General features: G+C 65.6%; 18 protein-coding genes and 1 pseudogene. 15 read left to right on the top strand and 4 right to left on the bottom strand.

What is annotated here, in order from left to right; translation table 11 throughout:
• The first annotated feature begins 32 nt into the window (after nucleotides 1-32).
• From BG57_RS17630 to BG57_RS17620, 3 genes and pseudogenes are all read left to right on the top strand, one after another.
• A complete protein-coding gene (locus tag BG57_RS17630) occupies nucleotides 33-809 on the top strand; it encodes a hypothetical protein (protein ID WP_052005872.1) in 777 nt (258 codons plus the stop codon).
• A gap of 155 nt (nucleotides 810-964) precedes the next feature.
• Nucleotides 965-2914 (top strand): annotated as a pseudogene (locus tag BG57_RS17625) (PhoX family protein); the annotation flags it as partial.
• A 449-nt stretch (nucleotides 2915-3363) separates the two neighbouring features.
• Entirely contained in the window at nucleotides 3364-5667 is a 2304-nt protein-coding gene (locus tag BG57_RS17620; protein WP_081850931.1) for a two-partner secretion domain-containing protein, read from the top strand.
• A gap of 19 nt (nucleotides 5668-5686) precedes the next feature.
• On the opposite strand, the gene BG57_RS17615 is transcribed toward BG57_RS17620, so the two are convergent.
• Nucleotides 5687-7498, bottom strand: a complete 1812-nt coding sequence (locus BG57_RS17615; protein ID WP_081850930.1) for a ShlB/FhaC/HecB family hemolysin secretion/activation protein — start codon at nucleotides 7496-7498, stop codon at nucleotides 5687-5689.
• A gap of 316 nt (nucleotides 7499-7814) precedes the next feature.
• Here BG57_RS17615 and mdcA point away from each other — a divergent pair, with 316 nt between their 5' ends.
• From mdcA to mdcH, 9 genes are read left to right on the top strand one after another with little or no spacing between them, the layout of a single operon-like run.
• Nucleotides 7815-9476 carry a malonate decarboxylase subunit alpha gene (gene mdcA, locus BG57_RS17610; protein WP_035966640.1) on the top strand — a complete coding sequence of 554 codons (1662 nt, stop codon included), beginning with the start codon at nucleotides 7815-7817 and terminating at the stop codon, nucleotides 9474-9476.
• Complete coding sequence (locus tag BG57_RS17605; RefSeq protein WP_035966639.1) at nucleotides 9476-10366, top strand: triphosphoribosyl-dephospho-CoA synthase; 891 nt, start codon at nucleotides 9476-9478, stop codon at nucleotides 10364-10366. The genes mdcA and BG57_RS17605 overlap by 1 nt, the downstream gene beginning before the upstream one ends.
• Nucleotides 10367-10374: 8 nt before the next feature.
• The gene (locus BG57_RS17600) at nucleotides 10375-10683 is read left to right on the top strand and encodes a malonate decarboxylase subunit delta (protein ID WP_035966638.1); all 309 of its coding nucleotides are present in this window, start codon (nucleotides 10375-10377) and stop codon (nucleotides 10681-10683) included.
• A gap of 3 nt (nucleotides 10684-10686) precedes the next feature.
• A complete protein-coding gene (locus BG57_RS17595) occupies nucleotides 10687-11538 on the top strand; it encodes a biotin-independent malonate decarboxylase subunit beta (protein ID WP_035966637.1) in 852 nt (283 codons plus the stop codon).
• A complete protein-coding gene (gene mdcE / locus BG57_RS17590; RefSeq protein ID WP_035966634.1) occupies nucleotides 11535-12350 on the top strand; it encodes a biotin-independent malonate decarboxylase subunit gamma in 816 nt (271 codons plus the stop codon). Before BG57_RS17595 ends, mdcE begins: the two co-directional genes overlap by 4 nt.
• A 59-nt stretch (nucleotides 12351-12409) precedes the next feature.
• A complete protein-coding gene (madL, locus tag BG57_RS17585; RefSeq protein WP_035966631.1) occupies nucleotides 12410-12805 on the top strand; it encodes a malonate transporter subunit MadL in 396 nt (131 codons plus the stop codon).
• A gap of 14 nt (nucleotides 12806-12819) precedes the next feature.
• Nucleotides 12820-13587 carry a malonate transporter subunit MadM gene (gene madM, locus BG57_RS17580; RefSeq protein WP_035966629.1) on the top strand — a complete coding sequence of 256 codons (768 nt, stop codon included), beginning with the start codon at nucleotides 12820-12822 and terminating at the stop codon, nucleotides 13585-13587.
• An 18-nt stretch (nucleotides 13588-13605) separates the two neighbouring features.
• Entirely contained in the window at nucleotides 13606-14268 is a 663-nt protein-coding gene (locus tag BG57_RS17575) for a malonate decarboxylase holo-ACP synthase (RefSeq protein WP_052005871.1), read from the top strand.
• Complete coding sequence (gene mdcH / locus BG57_RS17570; protein ID WP_035966698.1) at nucleotides 14265-15203, top strand: malonate decarboxylase subunit epsilon; 939 nt, start codon at nucleotides 14265-14267, stop codon at nucleotides 15201-15203. The genes BG57_RS17575 and mdcH overlap by 4 nt, the downstream gene beginning before the upstream one ends.
• A gap of 4 nt (nucleotides 15204-15207) precedes the next feature.
• Here the strand turns inward: mdcH and BG57_RS17565 are convergent, their stop codons facing one another.
• Both BG57_RS17565 and BG57_RS17560 read right to left on the bottom strand, forming a co-directional pair.
• Nucleotides 15208-16119, bottom strand: coding sequence for a LysR family transcriptional regulator (locus tag BG57_RS17565; RefSeq protein WP_035966621.1), 912 nt, complete (start codon nucleotides 16117-16119; stop codon nucleotides 15208-15210).
• 317 nt (nucleotides 16120-16436) lie between these two features.
• Nucleotides 16437-17114 (bottom strand): CBS domain-containing protein, encoded by a 678-nt coding sequence (locus BG57_RS17560; protein ID WP_035966620.1) that lies wholly within the window; start codon nucleotides 17112-17114, stop codon nucleotides 16437-16439.
• A gap of 192 nt (nucleotides 17115-17306) precedes the next feature.
• Between BG57_RS17560 and ptsP the strand changes: the two genes are divergently transcribed.
• Both ptsP and ptsG read left to right on the top strand, forming a co-directional pair.
• Nucleotides 17307-19844 (top strand): phosphoenolpyruvate--protein phosphotransferase, encoded by a 2538-nt coding sequence (gene ptsP / locus BG57_RS17555; protein WP_035966619.1) that lies wholly within the window; start codon nucleotides 17307-17309, stop codon nucleotides 19842-19844.
• A gap of 44 nt (nucleotides 19845-19888) precedes the next feature.
• Complete coding sequence (gene ptsG, locus BG57_RS17550; RefSeq protein ID WP_035966618.1) at nucleotides 19889-21679, top strand: PTS glucose transporter subunit IIBC; 1791 nt, start codon at nucleotides 19889-19891, stop codon at nucleotides 21677-21679.
• Between the two features lie 54 nt (nucleotides 21680-21733).
• On the opposite strand, the gene BG57_RS17545 is transcribed toward ptsG, so the two are convergent.
• Nucleotides 21734-22837 carry an AI-2E family transporter gene (locus tag BG57_RS17545; protein ID WP_035966617.1) on the bottom strand — a complete coding sequence of 368 codons (1104 nt, stop codon included), beginning with the start codon at nucleotides 22835-22837 and terminating at the stop codon, nucleotides 21734-21736.
• Nucleotides 22838-23384: 547 nt separating this feature from the next.
• Here BG57_RS17545 and BG57_RS17540 point away from each other — a divergent pair.
• Complete coding sequence (locus BG57_RS17540) at nucleotides 23385-24608, top strand: efflux RND transporter periplasmic adaptor subunit (RefSeq protein ID WP_229753917.1); 1224 nt, start codon at nucleotides 23385-23387, stop codon at nucleotides 24606-24608.
• The last annotated feature ends 45 nt before the right edge of the window (nucleotides 24609-24653 follow it).

Below are 24653 nucleotides of genomic sequence, written 5' to 3'. Positions count from 1 at the left end.
TCCTCGCGTAGCCACCGATATGGGGGGACATGATGGATACCTTGACGATGAACGCCGCGGCGGACGCCGGTCCTGTATCGACGTTGGCCGCGCTCTGGCGGCGCAGAACGCATCTGTCGCACGACGAAATGGTTTCCATCTATACGCTCGTGAAAAGCGCGTTGCGCAGCTACCATCCGCCCGAATTGCAGTCGCTGAGAGAAGACAAGGAAGAGCTGATCGCGCAGTTCATCTATTCGAAGGTGTTGAGGCTCGAACCGGGGCACACGGAATCGCATTCGGGCGAACAGAGCGCGCCATCCACCCGCTATGCCGTATGCGCCTATTTCAGGCGCTTCCTGATCGATTGCCTGCGCAGCGCGAGTTATCAGCGCGACGTGTCGATCGAACTGGACGGCATCGGCCAGCAAGTCGACGAGCACGCGCATGCGGTCGCCGATCCGGTCGAATCGGTGCTCGTGCAATACGGGCTGAGCGAGGCGCGCGTGCGGCTGCTTGCGCGCGATTTCGTCGATGGCCTCGACAAGTACGAGCGGCTCGTGCTGGCCGGCACGCTCGGATGGTCGTCGGGCGGCAAGGGCGGACTGTCGGGCGTCGCGGCGCGGCATCATATTCCGTCGTATCACTATCGCGCGGTGAAGCTCGGCGTGACGGTCAAGAAGTCAGCGCAAAGCGACGACTTCGCGGCCACGAAGATCGGCCGATGGATCAGCGCGACGCTGGGCATCGCGATCAGCGCCGACAATCAGCCGGCGATCTTCATCGTGCTGAACCTGCTCGCTGTCGAGTCCGGTCCCGGAATGGAGTAACGGAGAGACGTCGGGAGAAATTACAACGCGCTGTCAAACGCATTTCACATTCATTTCCTACAGTGTTGCGTCATCCGGCAACCGCGAGTCGCACAGGCTCGCGGACACCAACCCGATTCGCCGGGGACAACCCACAACAAGGATTGAATCCGCACATGGCGCAGCCCCACGACCTCTCCCGTCGCAAAGCCCTGAAGATTCTTGCTGGCGCACCGATGCTGCCGCTCGGCCTCGCATCCACGTCGCTGCTCGCCGCGTGTGGCGGCAGCGACGTCACCACGCCGGCGCCGGCAGCAGCAGCCGCGTTCACGATGGCTTCGTTCGGCAGCATGGCCGCGCCGTCGCTTGCGAATCCCAATGCGATGGCGACGACCACGGTCGCATCGACGATGACGGCCAGCTTCGCCGATGGCAGCACGCGCAGCTACAAGCTCGCGTATCAGCCGTTCTTCGTCACGGGCGACGTGGTGCCCAACACCGCGGGCGGCAGCATCGTCGCGGGCGGATATTTCGACATCGGCAATCAGCCGATCATCGACCGTTCGGTGGCGGGCAGCGAGCGCCAGTTCTTCTCGGATTGCCCGGACGGGACGTCGCTCATCCGGCTCGACAACCCGACGGTCAAGGGCGTCAAGGGCAACGCGGTGTTCGCGGTCGTGCAGTTCGAATACACCACGCGCGACCGTGCGAGCGAGGACATGTACGGCAGGCTGCCATCGCCAATCGCCGTGCTGACGCTCGATCAGGACCCGTCGACGGGCAAGCTCTCGCTCGCGAGCTACGCGAACGTCGATACATCGAAGGCCAACGGTCTCTGGATCACGTGCGGGGCGAGCCTGTCGCCCTGGAACACGCACTTGTCGAGCGAAGAGTACGAGCCGGATGCGGCCACGCTCGCGACCAACACGCAGTTCAAGGCCTACAGCCAGAATCTTTACGGCGATGCGGCGAAAGCCCGCGCGTATCACTATGGGCATCTTCCCGAAGTGACGGTGCATCCGGACGGCACGGGCACCATCAAAAAGCACTACTGTCTTGGACGCATCTCGCACGAACTGATTCAGGTGATGCCCGACAAGCGCACCGTGCTGATGGGCGACGACGCCACGAACGGCGGCCTCTTCATGTTCGTCGCGGACAAGCAAGCGGACCTCTCGGCCGGCACGCTGTACGTGGCGAAGTGGACGCAGACTTCATCGGCGGGCGCGGGCTCGGCGACGCTGACGTGGCTCAATCTCGGCCACGCCACGAGCGATGAGATCGAGGCGCTCGCCAACACGCTGACGATCGCGGACATCATGGACATCGTCACCGACGAGAAGAATCCGCCGAGCGACGCGAGCTACACGCGCATCCACTACAGCGGCAAGTACAACTGGATTCGCATCAAGCCGGGCATGGAGAAGGCGGCGGCGTTTCTGGAAACGCATCGGTATGCGGCGCTGCGCGGTGCGAGTCTCGGCTTCACGAAGCTGGAAGGCACGACGGTCAACGCGAAGGACAAGGTGCTGTACACGGCGATGTCGCAGATCGTATCGTCGATGGTCAAGGGCAATGCGCATAACGTGGATATCGCCGTCGACCGCGCGATCAACTCGGGCGCCGTGTATGCGCTGAACATGAAGAGCGGCCAGCGCGATCTGACGGGCGCGGCGATCGACAGCGAATGGGTGCCGGTGGACATGAGCGCGCCGGCTGCGCTCGTCGGCGAGGACATGGCCGCCGATGCGCTCGGCAATACGGCCAATCCGGAGAAGATCGCCAATCCCGACAACATCAAGTTTTCGGAGAAGCTGCGCACGCTGTTTATCGGCGAGGACAGCAGCATGCACGTCAACAACTTCCTGTGGGCGTATAACGTCGATACCAAGACGCTGTCGCGCATTCTTTCGGCGCCGGCGGGCGCGGAATCGACGGGGCTGCATGCCGTCGACGAGATCAATGGCTGGACCTACATCATGAGCAACTTCCAGCACGCGGGCGATTGGGGCAGCGTCCACGCCAAGGTGCAGGCGACGCTCGATCCGCTGGTGCGCGCAAACTATAAGGACCGGTATGGCGCGGCGGTGGGGTATTTGACGGCGGATGCGAGTTCGATTCGGTTGGGGCAGGTTCTGCAGTGTCAGATGGGCTTGGCGGGCGTCCGAAGTCCGGCGCCCGGCCATGTTCATCCTTGCGTTTTTTCAAGCCATGCAGCGCCTTGCCTGCACGTTTCGCCATGCGTGCTTCACGCCGAACTGCGCGTGCGCAAATTGAAGTGTCCAGATAGCTGAAACAGACTCCTTAGCAAACCACAGGCCGCAACAAGACGCCAGCTTGTTCGACGCAGAGTCCAGTTGGCGTCTGCCTCATTGCTGCAAGTGTCCGACAAATGCGTCCATCGACAACGCGTTCATCAGCAGACCATCGTGCTTGCGTAATCTGCGCAACTTCCATCCCACTCCGCTCGACTCACCATTCGCGCTTCCCTCCTCTTACTCCTCATTGAATTTATCCGTTCAGGTTATATTCTCGATACTTCACCGATTCGGTGTGCCACGCAACGGGAGGCGTCATGCGCAATGGGTCGTCTGTTCACGGCTGGCTGGTAAAACCAGCCGCGATCGTTTTCATCATGGGCGTCTCACTGCCAGTCGCCTTCGCCGCCGGGCCGCTGCCGCAAAACGGCCAGTTCGTCGCGGGCTCAGGCAGCATCACCTCCACCGCCAACCAGGTGAACATCACCCAGGGCACGACGCGCGGAGTTATCGACTGGAACAGCTTCTCCATCGGCGCGGGCAACAGCGTCAAGGTCAACAACGGGTCCGGCGCCACGCTCTCGCGCGTCACCGGCCCGACCGCCTCCGCCATCGACGGCGCGCTCAACGCCACCGGCAGCTTTTATCTCATCAATCCGCAAGGCGTCGTGATCGGACGAGGCGGCACCGTCACGACCGGCGGCCGCTTCGTCGCCGCCACGCTCGATACGCCCAACGACGCATTCATGGCGGGCGGACCGCTGACCTTCTCCGGCACGAGCAACGCTTCGGTCGTCAATCTCGGCAAGATCAGTTCGACAGGCGGCGACGTGTTGCTCATCTCGCTCGCTCACACCGAGAACGCAGGTTATATCGGCGCGCCCAACGGGACGGCCGAACTCGTCACCGGCAACCAGATATTGCTCAAGGATTCCGCGAGCGGCACGCAAGTCTTCGTGCAGCCGGGCACGCACGGCGATGTCGTGAACAAAGGCTTTATCCGCGCCGCACAAATTCATCTCGAAGCCGCCGACGGAAACGTCTATGCGCTCGCAGGCCGCCACGCGGGACTGCGCGCAACCGGCACCGCCACCCGCGATGGCCACGTATGGCTCGTCGCGCGTGAGGGCGACGTGCAGCAGCACGAAAGGATCAGCGCAAAGAACAGCGACGGCACGGGCGGCATCGTCGATACCCTCGCGAAAACCACGGAACTCGAAAACACCACGGTGACCGCCGCGAAGTGGAACATCGGCGTGAGCGAGCTGAACGCCGGGCCTCACAACGCGGCGGCGCTGTCGCAAAGCCTGTCGAACGGCACGTCGGTGAGGGTGAATGCCGACAACGACATCAACATGCTGTCGACACTGCGATGGACCGGCAATGCATCGCTCGTGCTCGCCGCCGGGCATTCGATTCTGCTCGGACCGCTCACGACCATCTCCAACAGCGGCGCGGGCAATCTGTACCTGCGCGCCGATGCAAAAAGCGTCGACAACAACGGCAGCGTGACCAACGCGGGAACCATCGACTGGTCGCAAAGCACGGGTGTCGTTGCAGCGTTCTACGATTACAACGGCGCGTTCACGCCCGGCACCTTGCGCAGCAACGCGTCATGGAGCGCCGCGCCCTTCAGTGGCCTGAAGACGCAAGTGACGGCGTATCAGCTCGTCAATTCGGTCGCCGAACTCGAGAACATCTCGCAGAACCTGAGTGGGAACTACGCGCTCGGCAAGGACTTGTCCGCGACCGGCTCGTTCACGCCGATCGCGCTCAACGCCAAGACCGGCTTCACCGGCCAGTTCGACGGCTTCGGACACACCATCGACGGCATCTCGTTCAGCACGACGCCCGACTCGGGCTCGCCTCCGCTCGGCATGTTCGCCACGATCGGGGCATCGGGCATCGTGCGCAATGTCACTCTGACGAATGCGTATGCGTCGCCGTGGGCCACGCTCGCGGGACTGCTCGCGGGCAGCAACGCCGGGTTGATCGCCAACGTGCACGTTTCGGGCGAGATGAGCACCGAGGAGATCGGCGCGGGCGCGATCGGCGGCGTCGTCGGCGAGAACTCGGGAACGATTTCGCGCGCCACGAGCAACGTGTCGATGTATGCGCAAGGCTCGATGGGCGGCATCGCGCTGTCGAACTCAGGGCTGATCGTGCAATCGTGGTCGGCCGGAGACTACGGCGGCGGCACGCACGCGCACGTGGGCGGCATCGCCGCGGGGAACGGCACGACCGGCATCATCAGGCAGTCGTATTCGACCGCGAGCGCGGGCGGCGTCACCGACGGCGGGCTGACTGACTACAACTCGGGCAGGATCGAGGAATCGTTCGCGGCGGTGCCCTCGCCCGGCTTGCCGCCCGGCTACGTCGGCGGCATTACGTCGACCAACGTGGGCAACATCGCCAAGGACGTGTACTGGGATCGCGAAGTGTCGGGCCAAAGCGTCGGCGCGGCCACCGGCACGCCGATCCCCGTCGCGAACGGGCTGACGACTGCGCAAATGGGCATGGCGTCGAGCTTCGCGCCCACGTGGAACTTCGCGCCGGGCGGAACGTGGACGTTCATCGAAGGCGTGTCGCATCCGGTCTTGCAGTGGCAAGTAACCAAGTAGCGGGATGTGACACGCACCGTCACGAGCCGAGCACGATGTACAGCATCCCGACCGGGGCTTTGGAACCGGCGGGCACGGCGGCGTGCAGCGGAAAGCCGAAAGTTCCGCGCACGTTGACGAAGCGGCTGACCTGAAAGCGGAAGCCGCCGCCGATGCCGACGAGCGATCCATTGTTCGGCTCCGTCGGCTGATCGATGCGATTCCACACGCGGCCCGCATCGACGAACACGAAAGGCTGGATCGCGACGCCGCTCGTGCCGATGCTCCACGGCGGCGTGCGTACCTCCGTCTGCACGTTCCAGCCGCGATCGCCCTGCACGACATAGGGCAAGTAACCGCGCACGCTGCTGTCGCCGCCCAGTCCCATCTCTTCGCTCGGCAACAGGGTGTCGGGCGTCCATTGCAGCATCGCCCGTCCCGATGCGATGAATCCGCCGCCCAGCGCAAGATCGCGCTGCGCCGATAGCTGCGCGTACATGTAGCGCGGCGTCGCACCATGCCGCGCGCTTTCGAACGCGGCGTCGCGATTGTCGGCATCGAGCCGGCCGGGACTGAGCACGACCGTCGCGTTGGCGCGCGTCTGACCTGATGTATCGCTGCGGCTCAGTTCGTACGCGAGCAGGAACTGATGAATGTGCGTGTTCGAGTTGAACACCTGAAACCCGCCGAACTCCAGATTGTTGTTCGACCGCTTGTAGTCGTAGCCGAACTGCGCCTGCTGCTGCCAGCCCGAGAACGGCGTGAGCCGCCAGTCATAGCGGATGCTGGCCTGAGCCGAAATGCCGGTCTGTCCGTAGCTGTCGGGCAGGCGCGGCGTGCTCTGGGCATAGACGCCGAACAGTTCGATGCGATCGTGCCACGGCAGCGGCGCCGAATAATTCAACGCGTGCGCGACGAAGCGCGGACGGTTCGGGCGCCCTTCGATATCCGGATTGCCGCTCAATGCATCGTTGCTGGCGGTGACCTGATAGGCGATCTGCTGATCCAGCCCGAAGAGGTTGCCGTAGTCGATGCCCGCGAAGAACCGGTCGCGGCCGAGCTGCGGCACGCCCGCGTTGTCGTAGCCGGCCGAGACGCGCATCGGGAAGCGGTCGGCGGTCTGCAGGATCACGTCGGTGGTGCCGTCGGCATCGCCAGGGGCGTAGATCACATCGACGGCGCGGTAGGGATTCGCGTTGAGCAGCGCAAGCCCGGTGGCGACGTCCGATTCGCGGATCGCATCGCCGGCGGTGAGCGGCATGTCGCCGGTGAGGAGCGTATCCGAGAAGTAGCGATTGCCTCGCGGGATCACGCGGCCCAGCCGATAACTCGCCACCGCGATACGCACGACGCCGTCCGTGACGTCCTGCTCGGGCACGTAGACATCGACGAGCGGCAGCCCGGCTTCGCGATATTGCGCGACCACTGCCCGGCGTATCTCGGCGAGCCGCGCGAACGTGAGCGGTCGATCGAGGTCGGCGGCGAAGCCTTGCAGGAACGCGTCGTCGAGCGGCGCGAGGCCACGCGCGACGATGCGTCCGTCGGCTGCGCGCGCGACGGCGGTCGTCGGCGGCGAAGCCCCTGACGCCGACGCTTCGATCATCAGTCCGCGGAGCGTGGCCACCGCGACTTCCGGCGATCCGCTTTGCGGCTCGGGCGGCGGGGGCGGCGCGGAAGGACGAGGGGCGGCGGGCAGCGGCGTGGGACTGACATCGCGATAAGCCTGCGCGTGAGCCAGTGCACTGGAGAGCAGCAGCGTCGCGAGGCCGAGGCGTGCCAGCAGGCGCGGCGGTGCAGGATGACGAACGCCCGCGAAAATGCGAGCGCGATAAAGCGTGAACGGATTGCGCATCTGGCTCCAATGAGGTCGGGCACGCTCGACGATCGAATCGGCGTGCTTTGGGTCGAAGCAGCGGCGCGGGTGCGCAGTCAGCGATGTTAAGGGGGAAACGGGATGGGCGCTAGAAGCGGGATTGAGCGGGCTGGCCGCACCCCGCCGCCTCATCACGAGGGAAAACCCTCCTTTCCCGGCCGGCCCCCGCCCCGCCTGGCCGCCAGGCCGCAGCGAAAACAATCATTACCCTCCGGATAACGATCGCATACCCAAGGTGATTGAACCGGCATTTCCCGCTCTCTAGACTCGTCTCATGTCCTCAGCGAGAGCATCCATGTCCGACCAAACTCAAACCCCGTCCCGCTGGGCCACGCGCCGGGCGGACAAGCATCGCCGGCTCGCGCGCGTCGCATCGATCGCGGACGGTATGGTGCTGCCCACCGACCGCATCGTCGACGTATTGCAGGCGCTCGTCGCTCCCGGCGATCGCGTCGTCGTCGAAGGCAACAACCAGAAGCAGGCGGATTTCCTCTCGCGCTCGCTCGCGAAAGTCGATTCCGGCATCGTCCACGACCTGCATCTCATCATTCCCAGCGTAAGCCGCGCCGAGCACCTCGATCTCTTCGAGCGCGGCATCGCCCGAAAGCTCGACTTCGCCTACGCCGGCGCGCAAAGCCTGCGCATCTCGCAGTTCCTGCAGGACGGCATTCTCGAAGTCGGCGCGATTCACACCTACATCGAACTGTACGCGCGGCTCTACGTCGATCTGACGCCCAACGTCGTGCTGTGCGCCGGCTACAAGGCCGATCGCCAGGGCAATCTCTACACCGGTCCCAGCACCGAAGACACGCCCTCGCTCGTCGAAGCAGCCGCGTTTCGCGACGGCATCGTGATCGCGCAGGTCAACGAAATCGTCGACGATCCGAAAGACCTGCCGCGCGTCGATATCCCCGGCTCGTGGATCGACTTCGTCGTGCAGTCGGACAAGCCGTTCTTCATCGAGCCGCTCTTCACGCGCGATCCGCGCCTCATCACGCCGATGCAGGTCCTGATGGCGATGATGGCCATTCGCGGCATCTACGAAAAGCATCAGGTGCAGTCGCTCAATCACGGCATCGGCTTCAACACCGCCGCGATCGAACTGATCCTGCCGACCTACGGCGAAAAGCTCGGCCTCAAGGGCAAGATCTGCCGCCACTGGACGCTCAACCCGCATCCGACGCTCATCCCCGCCATCGAGACCGGCTGGGTCGACAGCGTCCACTGCTTCGGCGGCGAACTCGGCATGGAAGCCTATGTCGCCGCGCGGCCCGACATCTTCTTCACCGGCCGCGACGGCTCCATGCGTTCGAACCGCACGATGTGCCAGCTCGCCGGGCAATACGCGGTGGACATGTTCATCGGCTCGACGCTGCAAATGGACGGCGAAGGCAATTCGTCGACGGTCACGCACGGGCGGCTCACCGGCTTCGGCGGCGCGCCGAACATGGGCCACGATCCGCACGGCCGCCGTCATGCGACGCCCGCGTGGCTCGATCTGCTGCAAACGGACAGCCCGCTCGAACGCGGCCGCAAGCTCGTCGTGCAGATGGTCGAAACTTTCCAGGCGGGCGGGCAGCCAACCATCGTCGAATCGATCGATGCCGTCGATGTGGGCCGCGAATCGGGCATGGCGCTCGCGCCCGTGATGATCTACGGCGACGACGTCACGCACGTGCTGACCGAGGAAGGCATCGCGTATCTGTACAAGGCGCGCTCGCTGGAGCATCGCAAGGAGATGATCGCGGCGGTGTCCGGCGTCACACCGATCGGCCTCAGCAGCGACAAGAGCAAGCTTCCGGCGCTGCGCCGCGACGGCTTCGTCGCGCTGCCCGAAGACCTCGGCATCCATCGCAGCGAAGCGAGCCGCTCGCTGCTCGCCGCCAAAAGCATGGCCGATCTCGTCGACTGGTCCGACGGGCTGTACGACCCGCCCGCGCGCTTCCGGAGCTGGTGATGCGCGATGAACTTGCCCTCCGCGCCGCGCGGCCGCTGCGCCCTTCGCCGGAACGCGCCGATCGCCTCGCCGCTTACGTCGTCGAAGCGCTGATCGACGAGGTGACGCTCGCCCCGAAGCCCGGCCTCGTCGATATCCGCAGCCGTGGCGCGCATCACGATCTCGACTGGACGCTCATGTGCGTATCGGCGCTGGCGTTGCAGCCGGCGTTCGTCGAGATGGCGCGCGCAGGCATCGACATCGGATCGATGCTCGCGCTGCGCGAACGCATCGGCGCAATCGGGCGTGACGGCGAAGCGCGCATGCTGGATGCAACCGGCGGCGTCAACACGCATCGCGGCGCGATCTGGGCGCTCGGGCTGCTCGTCACCGCCGCCGCACGCGAGCCGTCGAACTTGGCGCCTGATGCGGTCGCCGCGCTCGCCGGATCCATCGCGCGCATTGAAGATCGTCACGCGCCAATCCGCACGGGCAACAAGGGCGAACAGGCGTGCATCGACTACGACGTCGGCGGCGCACGCGGACAGGCGCAGGCGGGATTTCCGCACGTCGTGCACGTCGCGCTGCCGGAACTCGCGCGGTCGCGTTCGCGCGGCGACAGCGAAACGTCGGCGCGTCTCAACGCACTGCTCGCGATCATGGCGAGCCTCGACGATACCTGCGTGCTCGCACGCGGCAAACGCACGGCGCTCGCCGAGATGCAGGACGGCGCGCAGCGCGTGCTCGACGAAGGCGGCGCCGCCACGCTCGCGGGACGCCGTCACCTTCGTGCGCTCGACCGGCGTCTCGTCGAACTTCACGTATCGCCTGGCGGCGCCGCCGATCTGCTCGCCGCCGCGCTCTTTCTCGACCGGCTTCAAGGCGAAGCAACCGAATCGTCGAACACTTAGGAACCCATATGGAAAACATCGTCCTCGAATTCCCGGCGGGACAGCCCGCGCAAGGCCGCGCGCTGGTGGGCGTGGTCGCCTCGGGAGACCTCGAAGTCCTGCTCGAAGCGAACACCGCGCATCGCACGGTGGTGAAGATCACGACCTCCGTCGATGGCAAGGGCCGCCTGTGGGAAGCCGTGCTCGAACGCATCTTCGGCGACGGCTCGCTTCCCGCCGCCAAGCTCGAAATCAACGATGCGGGCGCGACGCCCGGTGTGGTGCAACTGCGCATCGGGCAGGTGTTCGAACAACTGAAAACCAACGGCGGAGCATGAATCATGGACGCACAGCAATTGCTCGAACGCCAGAGCTTCACCGAACTCGATGCACGCAGCCGCGCGAAAAAGCTGCTCGATGAAGGCACGTTCACCGAACTGCTCGATCCGTTCGAGCGCGTGACGTCGCCGTGGCTCGCGCGGCAGAACATCGTCACGCAGTCGGATGACGGCGCGGTCGTCGCGAAGGGAACCATCGACGGTCAGCCCGCCGTGGTGCTCGGCATCGACGGCGGCTTTCAGGGCGGCAGCATGGGCGAGGTATCGGCGGCGAAGATCGCGGGCAGCCTCGAACTCGCCGCCGAAGACAACCGCAACGGCATCCCGACGCGGGCCGTGATTCTCTTTGAGACGGGCGGCGTGCGCCTGCAGGAAGCCAATCTCGGACTCGCGGGCATCGCGGATATTCACGCGGCCATCGTCGATTTGCGGCGCTATCAGCCGGTGATCGGCATCACGGCGGGACCCATCGGATGCTACGGCGGCATGTCGATCGCGGCGGGGCTGTGCAGCTATCTGATCGGCACGCGGGAAGCGCGGCTCGGGCTCAACGGGCCGGCCGTGATCGAGCAGGAAGCGGGCATCGCCGAATTCGATTCGCGCGACCGTCCGATGATCTGGAGCTTCACCGGTTGCGAGCAGCGTTATCGCACCGGACTGATCGACGTTTTCACCGCCGACGACGCCGATGCGATCCGCGCCGCCGTCATCGACCTGTTGCGCGCCGGACGTCCCGAAGCCTGCCGCAGCGAACGCGTGGCCGGCTTCCTCAAGCGGCTCTCCGAAATCGATACATCGGCGCAAGCCACGCCGCAACAGGCAGCCGCCATCTATGGCAAGGGATTCGAATCATGAGCACACGAGAGCTTTCGAAACGCGGCGCGGTCTGGCTCGACGCGCTGACCTACAGCGCGCCGTTGCAGCCGGGCTTTCCGCCGTCGGTGCGCGTGGCGGATGCACGCATCGGCGATGACCCCGCGCGTTTCATCGCGGTGGTGCCCGACCCGGACAACCCTTTTCCGCGCGCACGCAACGGCGAAGTGGGCCTGATCGAAGGATGGGAACTGGCGCGCGCGGTGCGTGAAGCCATCGATGCGGACGCGAAGCGCGATACCAAGCGCGCGATCGTCGCCGTCATTGATGTCGCGAGCCAGGCGTACGGGCGTCGCGAGGAAGCGTACGGCATTCATCAGGCGCTCGCCGCCGCCGCCGATGCCTACGCAAGCGCCCGCCTCGCCGGGCATCCGGTGATCGGGCTGATCGTCGGCCGCGCGATGTCCGGCGCGTTTCTCGCGCACGGCTATCAGGCGAACCGGCTGATCGCGCTCGCCGACCCGCAAGTGATGGTTCACGCGATGGGCAAGGAATCCGCCGCACGCGTGACGCTGCGCACCGTCGCCGATCTCGAAGCCTTCACCGCGCACGTGCCGCCGATGGCCTATGACATCGACAACTTCGCCTCGCTCGGCTTGCTGTGGAAGCTGCTTTCGCCCGCCAACGCCGATGCCCCCGCCGCCGCGGATCAGTCGATGGTCGAAACCGCGTTGAAAGCCGCCCTCGACGACATTCGCGCCGATTCGTCACGCGGACTGGAAAGCCGGCTCGGCAGCCCGCATCGCGCGGCTTCGGCCACGGTTCGCCGCAAGCTGCGCGAGGCATGGCGCTAACGCTTCGCCCTTGAACATCGGCTCGTCAGAAGCCAACCCGCACATCTCAGGAGACGGTAATGATCATCTATGGAACTGCATTGCTCGCGTTCTGCCATCTGGCGGGACTCTTTCTGGGCGATCTGCTCGGCACCGCAATAGGCGTTAAAACGAACGTGGGCGGCGTCGGCATCGCGATGCTGCTGCTCATCTTCCTGCGGCTCTATCTGCACAAGAAGGGCTGGTTGCCGAAGGAAACCGAAGCGGGCGTCGGCTTCTGGGGCGCGATGTACATCCCGGTCGTCGTCGCGATGGCGGCCAATCAGAACGTCGTCGCCGCGCTCAAGGGCGGGCCGGTCGCGCTGTTGTCGGCACTCGGCGCGGTAATCGCGTGCGCGGGCTGCATCGCCGTACTTTCACGCACGGGCCGCGACAGCACGTCGTTCGCCAATGCCCCGAAGCTCGAAGAAATCTGAACGCGGAGACTGCCATGTTCCAAATGATCGATAAGGTTCTGATTCACAACGGCCTCGTTACCGCGTTCGCGCTGGTCGGGCTCATCATGTGGGTGTCGTCGGTGATCTCGAAGAAGCTGACGTTCGGGCGCGTGCATGGCTCGGCGATCGCCATCGTGATCGGCCTCGTGCTCGCTTACCTGGGCGGCGCTTTCACGGCCGGTCAGAAAGGACTCGCCGATCTGCCGCTGTTCGCGGGCGTCGGCCTGATGGGCGGCGCAATGCTACGGGACTTCGCCATCGTCGCGACTGCTTTCGAAGTGCAGGCGACCGAAGCGCGCAAGGCCGGGATGATCGGCGTCGTGTCGCTGCTGCTCGGGACGGTGCTGCCGTTCATCGTGGGCGCGAGCATTGCGCACGCGTTCGGCTACACCGACGCCGTCAGCATGACGACGATCGGCGCGGGCGCGGTCACGTATATCGTCGGTCCGGTGACGGGCGCGGCGATCGGGGCGAGTTCGGACGTGATCGCGCTCAGCATCGCGACGGGCCTCATCAAGGCGATCATCGTGATGATCGGCACGCCGCTTGCCGCCGGCTTCATGGGCCTGCGCACGCCCCGCTCCGCGATGATCTTCGGCGGGCTGGCTGGCACCGTGAGCGGCGTGAGCGCGGGACTGGCTGCGACGGATCGCCGGCTCGTGCCTTATGGCGCGCTGATCGCGACGTTCCATACGGGCGTGGGCTGCCTGCTCGGGCCGTCGCTGCTGTTCTTCGCGACCAAAGCGCTGATGGGCGCGTGAGGCGCCGGGAGACTCGTTGTGTCGATCGATCGTGAAGCGCCCCGCCCGCACGACCTCGTGTGGATCGAAGACCCGGAGGACATCGTGTCCGTATCGGCGATGCCTGCATGGGCTACGCGCGAGTGGCTGTCGATCGCGCCGGCCGTCGTGCGGCGCGAGACGGTCGAGCGCGGCGTCGTGCCGATCGGTCTGCGCGGGCGCGCGCGCAACGAGCGGTGCGCGGCCTTCGTGAATGTCGAGCGCATCGTGCGATGCGTGACGCCGGAAGCGCTCGCCGAGTCGCGCGGATCGCTTGCTGCCGACGATGCGCTCGCGAACCTGCCCTGCATGCGCGCGCTTGCCTTCATCGCGCCTGAACTCGACGCGTTGCAGTTGACGTGGGGCGTAACGGGCAGCGTCGGCTTCGCGCTGGCGAGCGGCGTAAGCACCTTGAGGCAGGATAGCGACCTCGATCTGCTGCTGCGTGCCGATCGGCCCCTGCCGCGCGACGGTGCGCACGCGCTGCTGCGCTCGCTGCTGTCGCTATTGCAGGCCGCGCCTGCGCGCATCGACATGCAGGTGGACACGGGCCACGGCGGATTCGCGCTGGCGGAGTGGGCCGGGCAATCGGGGCGCGTAATGCTGAAGACGGGGCGCGGTCCGTTGCTCGTCGCGGACCCGTGGGCGGCGCACGCATCATGAGCGTGCTCTTTACGTTCCCCGGTCAGGGCTCCCAACGCGCCGGCATGCTGCACGCGTTGCCGAACCATCGCGAAGCAGCCCGCACGCTCGAAGAAGCAAACGATACGCTCGGCTGCGACGCGCGCACGCTCGACAACGCCACCGCGCTGCGCTCCACCGTGTCCGTGCAGCTTTGCCTGCTGATCGCGGGCGTCGCGCAGGCGCGGGTGATTCAGGCCCAGGGCCACGAACCCGACATGGTGTCCGGACTGTCGATCGGCGCGTATCCCGCCGCGGTGACGGCCGGTGCGCTCGCTTATGCCGACGCGCTCAGGCTCGTCGCGTTGCGCGGCCATCTGATGGAAGACGCGTATCCGCGCGGATTCGGGATGACGGCGATCGTCGGCCTGACCCAGCGCGCGCTCGAACCGCTGATCGCGCAAGTGAACAGCGACGCGGAGCCGGTCTTTCTCGCGAACATCAATACGCCGACGCAGATGGTCGTCGCCGGTAGCGATGCCGCGATGCATCGTCTCGCGGTCATCGCAACCGAACACGGCGCGCAGCGTTGCGAGCGTCTGGATGTCGCGGTGCCGTCGCATTCCGCCCTGCTGGATGCGCCCGCCGCCACGCTCGCCGATGCGTTCGAATCGGTCGATGTGCGCGCGCCGCGCATCGTGTACCTCAGCAGTAGCGCAGCACGGCCGCTGTTCGACGGCGGGCGCATCGCTGCCGATCTGGCCGGCAACATGGCGCGGCAGGTGCGCTGGCACAACACGATGAGACTCGCGTGGGAGCGCGGCGCGCGGCTGGCCGTCGAGATGCCGCCCGCGAACGTGCTGACGCGCCTCGCCAGCGATGTGTTCGCGCAGGGCATCGCGGTGAGTTGCAGCGAGACATCGCTGGAGGATGTGGGCGCGCTCATCGACAGGGAGCGCGCGCAAGACCAGCGTTGAAGCGTCAGTCGACGTTGCGCGTGCGCAAGCGGCAGACGGCCATCAGCGCGAGCAGGTTCGGGTCGCGTTCCCGCGCGCGCAGGAAGCTGACGCCGATGGTCTGCCGCATCAGATATTGCGGCTTGAGCGGGATGAATTGCACCTTGTCGCCGAACACGCCGCGCACGCGTCCGGGCAGCAGCGTGTAGCCGACGCCGCCGCTCACGAGGTTCATCAGCGAGAAGATATCGCCGGTTCGCACGGTGACGTTCGGCTCGAAGCCCGCGACGCGGAACGCCTCGACGAAGCCGTGATAGGTCGCGAAGCCTTCGCCGAGCGAGACGAAGTTCTCTTCGCGGCAGTCGCGCAAATCGACGGCTTCCTGGTTGGCATAGGGCGAATTGGCGGGCGCGGCGAAGAAGATGTCGTCTTCGAAGAGCGGGATGGATTCGACTTCGGGCTCGGCATCGGGCAGGGCCATCAAGGCGGCGTCGATTTCGCTGCGCTTGAGTTTGTCGATCAGTAATTCATTGGACCCGAGCACGAGTTCGACTTGCAGCGTCGGCCTGCGCACCTTGATATCGACGACGATGCCCGGCACCGTGCGGATGGTCAGCGAATAGAGCGAGCCGATTTTCAGCCGGTCGGAGGAATAGCCGGCGGCCTCACGCGTCGCGCGGATTCCGTCGGTCATCAGCGTGATGACTTCCTGCGCGACATCGGCGAGCATTTGGGCGGCTTCGGTGGACTTGAGATTGCGGCCCTCGTGACGAAAGAGCGCGCACCGCACGCCCTGCTCGAGCGAATGCAATGCGCGATGCACGCTGACCGTGCTCACGTTCAGCACCTCGGCCGCCTTCGCGAGATTGCCGGTCTCCATGAACGCGAGGAGGACTTCGAGCTTGCGGAAGGTGATTTCGTCGTCGATTCGGGGCATGGGGGTGGCGGCGGTGCAGGCGGAAACGGTTGATTATCGCGGGATGAGTGGCGCGACGGAATAGCGTTTATCCCGCAGGGTTTGGTCCGTGCGGGGGGGCGCACGGGGCGGTCGTCATTGGGCGAATACAAACCTGGAGCAGCGTGTCGAATTCTCTCTGGCATGTTAATCAGCAATGAATCGCGCTCAACACCGCACAGAAATCACGATCGAATGTAGTCCCAAACGATTCACAACAAAGCAGCAAAGTAATCGCAATCGTTCGGCAGAAAAGAGCGTACTTCTAGCCACCGGCATCGCCAATCTACCGCCGAACGTCACTCCCCCTCCCCAAAATGCGTCACCACGCCCCGCACCCCCGCCACGTTCTCCGCCGCGACCCTCAGCGCATTCCCCTCTTCCGCGCTCTTCACAGCCCCCCATAAATGCACGGTCCCCTGCTCGACGACCACACTCTCGCGCGCGATCGCCCACGGATGCCCTTCCATCGCCAGCAGCACCGCGTCACGCAACGCAGCGTCGTCGCATTCGCCGGCATCGGGCGGACATGGCGTTCTCGTCACCAGCGCGCGAATCAGATTGGCCCGGCTGATCACGCCGACCACGCGGCCATCGCGCATCACCGGCACTCGCTTGATATGCCGCTGCGCAAACAAATCAGCGATGTCCCCGATCGGGCACGATTCCGTGATCGTCGCCACGTCCGTCGACATCACGTCCCTGACCTTTCGCGCGTGCTCCTTCACGTACTGACTCGCCATGTCGCGCGCCGACGGCAGCATCTCCAGCCACCACGCGCGATCCTTCAGCCCCGTTCCAAGCTCCGCGCGATGCATCAAATCGCCCTCGGTGACGATGCCAAGCAGCTTGCCCTCCTCGTCGATGACAGGCATCCCGCTGATGCCCGCGAAGACCATCGTCCCCGCCGCGTCGCGCACCGACATTTCAGGACTCGCAGAAATAATTGACTTCGTCATGATGTCGGATGCTTGCATGTCTGGCTCCATCGAAACCGAAAGGACATCGAACCGGAAGGAAATCGATTCCTACGTTATACGCATTCGATGCGCAAAACACGAATCTTTTGCCTATGATTCGACTCAGGATCGTGAAAGCACTTTGCAGGCATCTTCCAGTACGTCTCACGTCCGCGACTGCGAACCGTCCGCGGCCAAGGAGTCGTTCCCATGAAAGCTCCGCAGCGTTTGACGCGGGTCGCGCTGATGGCGCCGCTCTCCGGCGTCATGGTCCCGATCGAATCCGTGCCCGATCCGGTCTTCGCCCAAAAGATGGTCGGCGACGGCGTCTCCATCGACCCGGTCTCCGACCAACTGCTCGCTCCCCTCGCCGGCAAGATCACCCAGCTGCACCGCGCCGCACACGCCGTCACCGTGACGGGCGACAGCGGCCTCGAAGTGCTGATCCACATCGGCCTCGACACGGTCATGCTGCGCGGCGAAGGCTTCACGGCACTCGTGCGCGAAGGCGACACGGTCGCGACCGGCCAGCCATTGATCCGTTTCGATCCACTCTTCGTCGGCGCCAAAGCGGTGAGCCTGCTCACGCAGATGGTCATCGCCAATGGCGAACTCGTGACGCGCTACGAACCCGCGACAGGCATCGTCACGGCGGGCAAGGACGTCGCGTTGTCGGTGGAGTTCGTCGGCGCGGCGCAGGGCGCATCGGGCGATGACACCAGCCGCGCCGTCGTCTCCGATGAAGTCGCGCTGCCGAATCCGGCCGGGCTGCACGCGCGGCCCGCGGCGGTCGTCGCGAGCGAAGCGAAGAAGTTCAAATGCGACATCCGTCTCGTGCGCGGCGGCGATAGCGCGAACGCGAAATCGGTCGTGTCGATCATGAAGCTCGTCACGCGCATGGGCGACAAAGTGCGTGTCGAAGCCACCGGTCCCGATGCGGGAGCCGCCGCCGCCGCGCTCACTGCCCTGCTCGCCGCCGGCTCGGGCGAGAAAGCCGCCGATGCGCCGGTTCCACGAGCAGCAGACGCAGGCGCGCCGCCCGCGCCCGAAGTGCTGCACGCGACGCGCACGGACGCGAACGAGCTTACGGGCGTTCCGGCGTCGCCGGGGATCGCGGTGGGCGCCATCGTGCAGTTCCGCCAGGAAGTGATCGATGTCGCCGAAACTGGCGAATCGCCGCAGCGCGAGCGCGCCCGGCTCGACGCCGCCCTGCACGACGCGCGCCAGCAGATCGAATCACTCAAGCTCAAGTTGAGCGGCCCGAAGGCGCAGATCATCGACGCGCATCTCGAACTGCTCGACGATCCCGATCTCAACGATCTCGCGATCGCCGGTGTCAGCGGCGGCAAAAGCGCGGCCTTCGCGTGGCGCGAAGCCTTCCAGCAACAAGCCGCCAGCCTCGAAGCGCTCGACGATGCGTTGCTGCGCGAACGGGCAAGCGATATCCGCGATGTCGGACGCCGCGTGCTCGCGCTCATCGCCGGCGTGAAAGAGGCGCGCATCGGCGTGCCGGCCGATTCGATCCTCGTCGCGGAGGAGTTGTCGCCGTCGGATACGGCGTCGCTCGACCGCGAGAAGGTGCGCGGCTTCTGCACGACAACCGGCGGCGCAACGAGCCACGTCGCCATCCTCGCGCGCTCGCTCGGCATTCCGGCCATCTGCGGCATCGACGAAGATGCGCTGCAACTCGCCGACGGCACGCTCGTCGTGCTCGATGGCTCACGCGGCATCTTGCGTCGCAATCCGGACGCCGCGGAACTGAAAGCCGCACGCGACGGCATCGCGCGGCAGGCGGCGCGGCGCGAACAGGAACAGCTCGCCGCGAGCAAGCCCGCCATGACGGCGGACGGTCATCGCGTGGAAGTGGCCGCGAACATCCGCAATGCACAGGAGGCGCGCGATGCCGTCGCGGCGGGCGCGGAAGGCGTGGGCCTGTTGCGCTCGGAGTTTCTTTTCGACAACCGCGACACCGCCCCGAGCGAAGACGAGCAGGCCGCCGCCTACTGCGCCGTGGCGGAAGCGTTGGGCCGCGAACGGACGCTCGTCGTGCGAACGCTCGATGTCGGCGGCGACAAGCCGCTTTCCTATCTGCCGCTGCCGCACGAGGACAACCCGTTTCTCGGCTTGCGCGGCGTGCGCGTGAGCCTCGACCGTCCCGACATGTTCCGCACGCAACTGCGCGCGATTCTGCGAGCGGCGTCAATCGGCAAGCTGCACGTGATGTTTCCGATGATCACGACGATCGAGGAAGTGCGCGCGGCGCGGCAGATGTTGCGCGAAGAAGCGGGCGATCGCGCGAGCGAGGTGAAGGTCGGCGTGATGATCGAAGTGCCGGCCGCCGCGCTGATCGCGGAGCCGCTCGCGCGCGAAGTCGACTTCTTCTCGATCGGCACGAACGATCTGACGCAATACACGCTCGCGATGGATCGCGGTCATCCGAAGCTCGCGCGGCAAGCCGACGCGCTGCATCCGGCCGTGCTGCGGCTGATGCAGATGACCGTCGAGGGCGCGCACCGGCATGGCGCGTGGGTCGGCGTGTGCGGCGGCATCGCATCGGACGCGCTGGCGGTGCCCGTGCTCGTCGGCATCGGCATCGACGAGTTGTCGGTCAGCGTGCCCGCCGTCGGCTCGATCAAGGCGCAGCTCGCGCGCGTCACCCTCGACGAAGCCCGCGCGCTCGCCGCCGATGTCCTCGCGCTCGGCACGGCCGCCGAAGTCCGCGCACGTCTCGCGCCTTACGCGGGCTGAAGCGCGCCCACACGCCATCCTCGTCCGGATCCGGAGCGATCGCCATGTTCAAGAATGCCTTCGGCGTCGTGCAGAAAGTCGGCAAGTCGTTGATGCTGCCCGTTGCCGTGCTGCCCGTCGCGGGTCTGCTGCTCGGCCTCGGCGCCACCGATTTCCACGGCCACGTGCCCGCCATCGTGCTCGCGCTGATGCGCAACGCGGGCGATGTCATCTTCGCGAACCTGCCGCTCATCTTTGCCATCGGCGTCGCGCTCGGCTTCACCGAGAACGACGGCGTGTCGGGCATCGCCGCGACCATCGGCTTTCTCGTGATGACGGCGACGCTCGGCGTGATCGCGAAAGCGCAAGGCGTCGAGACGGACACCATCATGGGCATTGCGTCGATCCAGACCGGCGTGTTCGGCGGCATTCTCGCGGGCGGGCTCGCCGCCTGGATGTTCAACCGCTATTACAGGATTTCGCTGCCGCCCTATCTCGGCTTCTTCGCGGGCAAGCGCTTCGTGCCGATCGTGACGGCCATCGGCGCTATCGTGCTGGGCGCGATCCTTTCCGTCGTATGGCCGCCGATCGGCGGGCTCATCAAGGCGTTCTCGCACTGGGCGGCGGTGTCCGATCCGCGCATGGCGGCGACCATCTACGGTTTCGTCGAGCGGCTGCTGATTCCGTTCGGGCTGCATCACATCTGGAACGTGCCGTTCTTCTTCGAAGCCGGCAGCTTCGTCGATCCGGCGACAGGGAAGATCGTTCACGGCGACATCAACCGCTTCTTCGCCGGAGACCCGACCGCCGGCATCCTGTCGGGCGCTTTCATCTTCAAGATGTTCGGCCTGCCCGCCGCGGCAATCGCCATCTGGCATTGCGCGAAGCCCGAAAAGAAAGTCGCGGTCGGCGGCATGATGGTGTCGGCGGCGCTCACGTCGTTTCTGACCGGCATCACCGAGCCGATCGAGTTCGCGTTCCTGTTCGTCGCGCCGGTGCTCTATCTGGTCCATGCGTGCCTCGCGGCGCTGGCGCAGTTCGTCGCGAACACACTCGACATGCACATGGGCTTCACGTTCTCGCAAGGGGCCATCGACTTCGTCATGTTCAACCTGATCGGCAACAAGTCGACGCACGCCTGGTACGTCTTCTTTCTCGGTCCGATCTATGCAGTGATCTACTACGGCGTGTTCCGCTTCTTCATTTCGCGCTTCGATCTGAAGACGCCCGGGCGCGAAGACGATGTTGCCGACGCCGCGTCACCCGGCGCCGCGCCAGGCCCCGGCGGGCGATCACGCGATCTCGTGCTCGCGTTCGGCGGACGCTCGAACATCGCGAGCCTCGACGCGTGCATCACGCGCTTGCGCATCACCGTCGCTAACCCCGCGCTCGTCGACGATGCCAGGCTGAAGGCGCTCGGCGCGGCGGGCGTGCTGCGCATGGGCAACGGCGTGCAGGCGATCTTCGGCCCGCTCTCGGAGAACATGAAGACGGACATGCAGGAATACATGAAGACGGCGGGCAGCGAGGCGGATCTCGCGCCAGCCGATGCCGCCGCCGCAAGCGCGCCGCCCGCCACGGCAACGGCGACGGCCGCCACGTCCCCGGCGCTCGCGATGGCGGATCTGTCAGCGCGGGCCGAACGGATTCGCGCGGCGCTCGGCGGTGCGGGCAACATCGGCTCTCTCGATGCGCTCGCGCTTACCCGCCTGCGCGTGCGGCTTTCGGACCCCGCGCGGCTCGACGCCGCCGCGCTTCGCTCGGCGGGCGTCCCGGCGACACAGCCGTTGCCAAACGGCGAGATCGATTTGATCGTCGGCCTGGGCGCGGCCGATCTCGCGGGCGCGATGCGCTGACACGCCGACATGCCGACACGCCGGCAGAGCACCGTACGGCCCGCGAACCGCATATCAAGGCCCCGGCGACTCCGCCGCCGTCACCGCCTCCCGATCCCGCCGCACCCAGCGCCAGAAAAGCTGATAGCCGACGGCCAGCATCACGGGCCCGATGAAAAGCCCGATGACGCCACTCGTCACCATGCCGCCGAGCGCTCCGATCAGCACGACGGGCATCGGCACGGAAACGCCGCGCCCGAGCAGCAGCGGCTTCAGCACGTTATCGACGAGTCCCGCGATGAACACGTACACCGAGAACACGATGGTCGCGACGTTCACGCCATGGGTGACGATCACGAACACGATGACCGGTCCGGTGATGAGCGTCGCCGGCAACTGCATGATGCCGATGAGCAGCACCGCGAGCGCCAGCAGCCCCGCGCCGGGCAGCTTCATCATCACGAACGCGACACCGATCAGCACCGTTTGAATGAATGCGATTCCGACGACGCCCTGCGCCACCGCGCGGATCGTCTTCGTGCAAAGCTCGACGATGCGTGGCCCGTTATCCGCGCCGGAGATGCGCGAGGCGATCTGCAGCGCATTGCGATGTCCCTTCTCGCCGTGCGCCATCACGATGCCCGCAACGATGAGCGCCACGAAGAAGATCACGAGCCCCGCGCCGAAGCCCGTGACGGTTCCCAGCACGGTGCGTCCCGCGACCTTCAGCTCTGGTGCGAAGCGATGCAGCACGCCGGCGAGATCGGTCGACGCCTGCGACCAGAAATCGAACACGCGCTGGCCGATGAGCGGCCAGCTCGCCACCGATGCATCCGGCGGCGGAACGTGGATGCTTTCGCTGCGGAGGACGGCAAACGCATGCTCGACCGAATCGGCGAGTGCGAGCGCGAGCATGCACGTCGGCGCGAGCACGACGGCAAACGCGACGAACACGATCAGTGTTGCAGCGAGGCCGTCACGCGCGCCGAAGCGCTGGCGCAACGTCGTCTGCAGCGGATAGAGGGTGACCGCGAGAATCAGCGCCCAGATCATCAGGTTGAGAAACGGCGCGAAGATGCGAAAGCAGAACACCGCGAGCACCGCGATCAAACCGACCCGGATCAACACATCGAGCAGCTCTCTGGACAGCTCACGTTGAAGCGGTCGCGGGTGCAGCATGGTCGTCTCCTGCCGGACGCAGCCGGCTGGCCGGCACTGCGTTCCAGTCTAGGACAGCCGCGCACGACGAGCAACGCACATGCGAGGCACGTTTGCACGCCAAGCAGAATCATTTACTTCGGACAAGAAAGCATTCACGTTGTCAGTCAGCGTTTCATAAATCGATACGAAAGAGGCGCTTGCCGGAAGCTCACGAACCCTATGGCGTTTTCATCGGTATTCGGCTATTAGTAGATTCGTCAGCGCACTGCATCGAAGCGTGACCGCCCTGGCCGATCGCGCAAGCGGCTCTCTCGCCATAACGCAAATCTTCGAAAACGGAGGCAGCGACGGCACATTCGAAGCTCGGGGCTCGCGTCCGGTGACATCGGCACGTCCATCCGTTTTCGCGCGTGATTCACCGCGTACTGCGAGCAATCGACGGCGAGCGCGCCACCCTGCGCCCGCATTCTGTTAAGGCCATCCCACGGGGGAGGCGCTCATGGCGTTGGTGTCGGAACGAATACTGAATGGCTGGTTCGCGCGGGCATCGCGGAAAACGCACCGGATGCGCGCTCATCGCTGTCTGCCGGTCGCCGCGCTGGCGCTGATCTCGCTGGCCGCTTGCAAGAAGCCGCCTGCCGAAGCGCCGCGCGCCGCCGTCGACGTGACTGTCGTGACGGTTGCCACTAAAACGACGCCGGTGGAGTTCGAATTCACCGCGCAAACTCAAAGCTCGCGTGAAGTCGAGATACGCGCGCGCGTCGACGGCTTCCTCGAAAAGCGCATGTACACGGAAGGCGCGCTCGTCGAAGCCAACCAGATCATGTTCCTGATGGACAAGCGCCCCTTCGAGGCCGCCCTGCAAACGGCCAAGGGCGCGTTGTCCCAGCAGCAGGCGCGGCTCCTCGTCACGAAGCAGAACCTCGCCCGCGTGCAGCCGCTCGCCGCGATGAACGCATTGAGCAAGAAGGATCTCGACGACGCCGTCGGCAACGAGAAGAGCGCGGAAGCCGCCGTGATCGCCGCGCAAGGCGAAGTGCAGACCGCTCAACTCAATCTCAGCTATACGACGATCCGCTCGCCGCTCAAGGGCCTGTCCAGTTTTGCACGCGTGCAGGAAGGCAGTTACGTGACGCCGACGCAATCGGGCCTGCTCACGTATGTCTATCAGCTCGACCCGATGTGGGTGAACTTCAGCATCTCGGAGAACGAGTTGCTGACGTATCGCGAGCAGATACAAAAAGGCCAGTTGCGTTTTCCGCCCGACAACAAGTTCGATGTGACCGTCATTCAGGCCGATGGCTCCGTCTATCCGCAGACCGGGCGTATCGATTTCACGAATCCGGCCTTCAGCACGCAGACGGGCACCTTTCTCGTGCGCGCATCGTTTTCGAACCCGAAGGGCACGCTGCGTCCGGGCCAGTTCGTGAAGGCGCGCGTGTCGGGGGCGCTGCGGCCGAACGCGATTCTCGTGCCGCAACGGGCTGTGCTGCAAGGCGCGAAAAGCCACTTCGTTTGGGTGCTCGACGATCAGTCGAAACCGCATCAGCGTGTGATCGATGTCGGCGAGTGGCATGGCGACGACTGGTTCATTACCAGCGGCTTGCGCGCGGGCGAGCGTGTGATCGTCGATGGCGCGATCCGCGTCGGGGCCGATTCGCAAGTGCGCGTCGTAAGCGCGCCGGCGGAAGGCGCGCCGCCTGCCGCACCCGCGTCCGCTGCGATGTCGGCATCGGGCGCGCAGGCGTCGATCGGCAGCGCAAAGGCATCAGGCGAGAGCCAGCAGTGAGCAGGCCAGACTAAGCGGCTTAATCGAATAAGCGGAGCCACGGCG

The organism is Caballeronia grimmiae, assembly GCF_000698555.1.
In the GTDB taxonomy this organism is placed as follows: Bacteria; Pseudomonadota; Gammaproteobacteria; order Burkholderiales; family Burkholderiaceae; genus Caballeronia; species Caballeronia grimmiae.
This window is presented reverse-complemented; position numbering and strand designations above follow the sequence as displayed.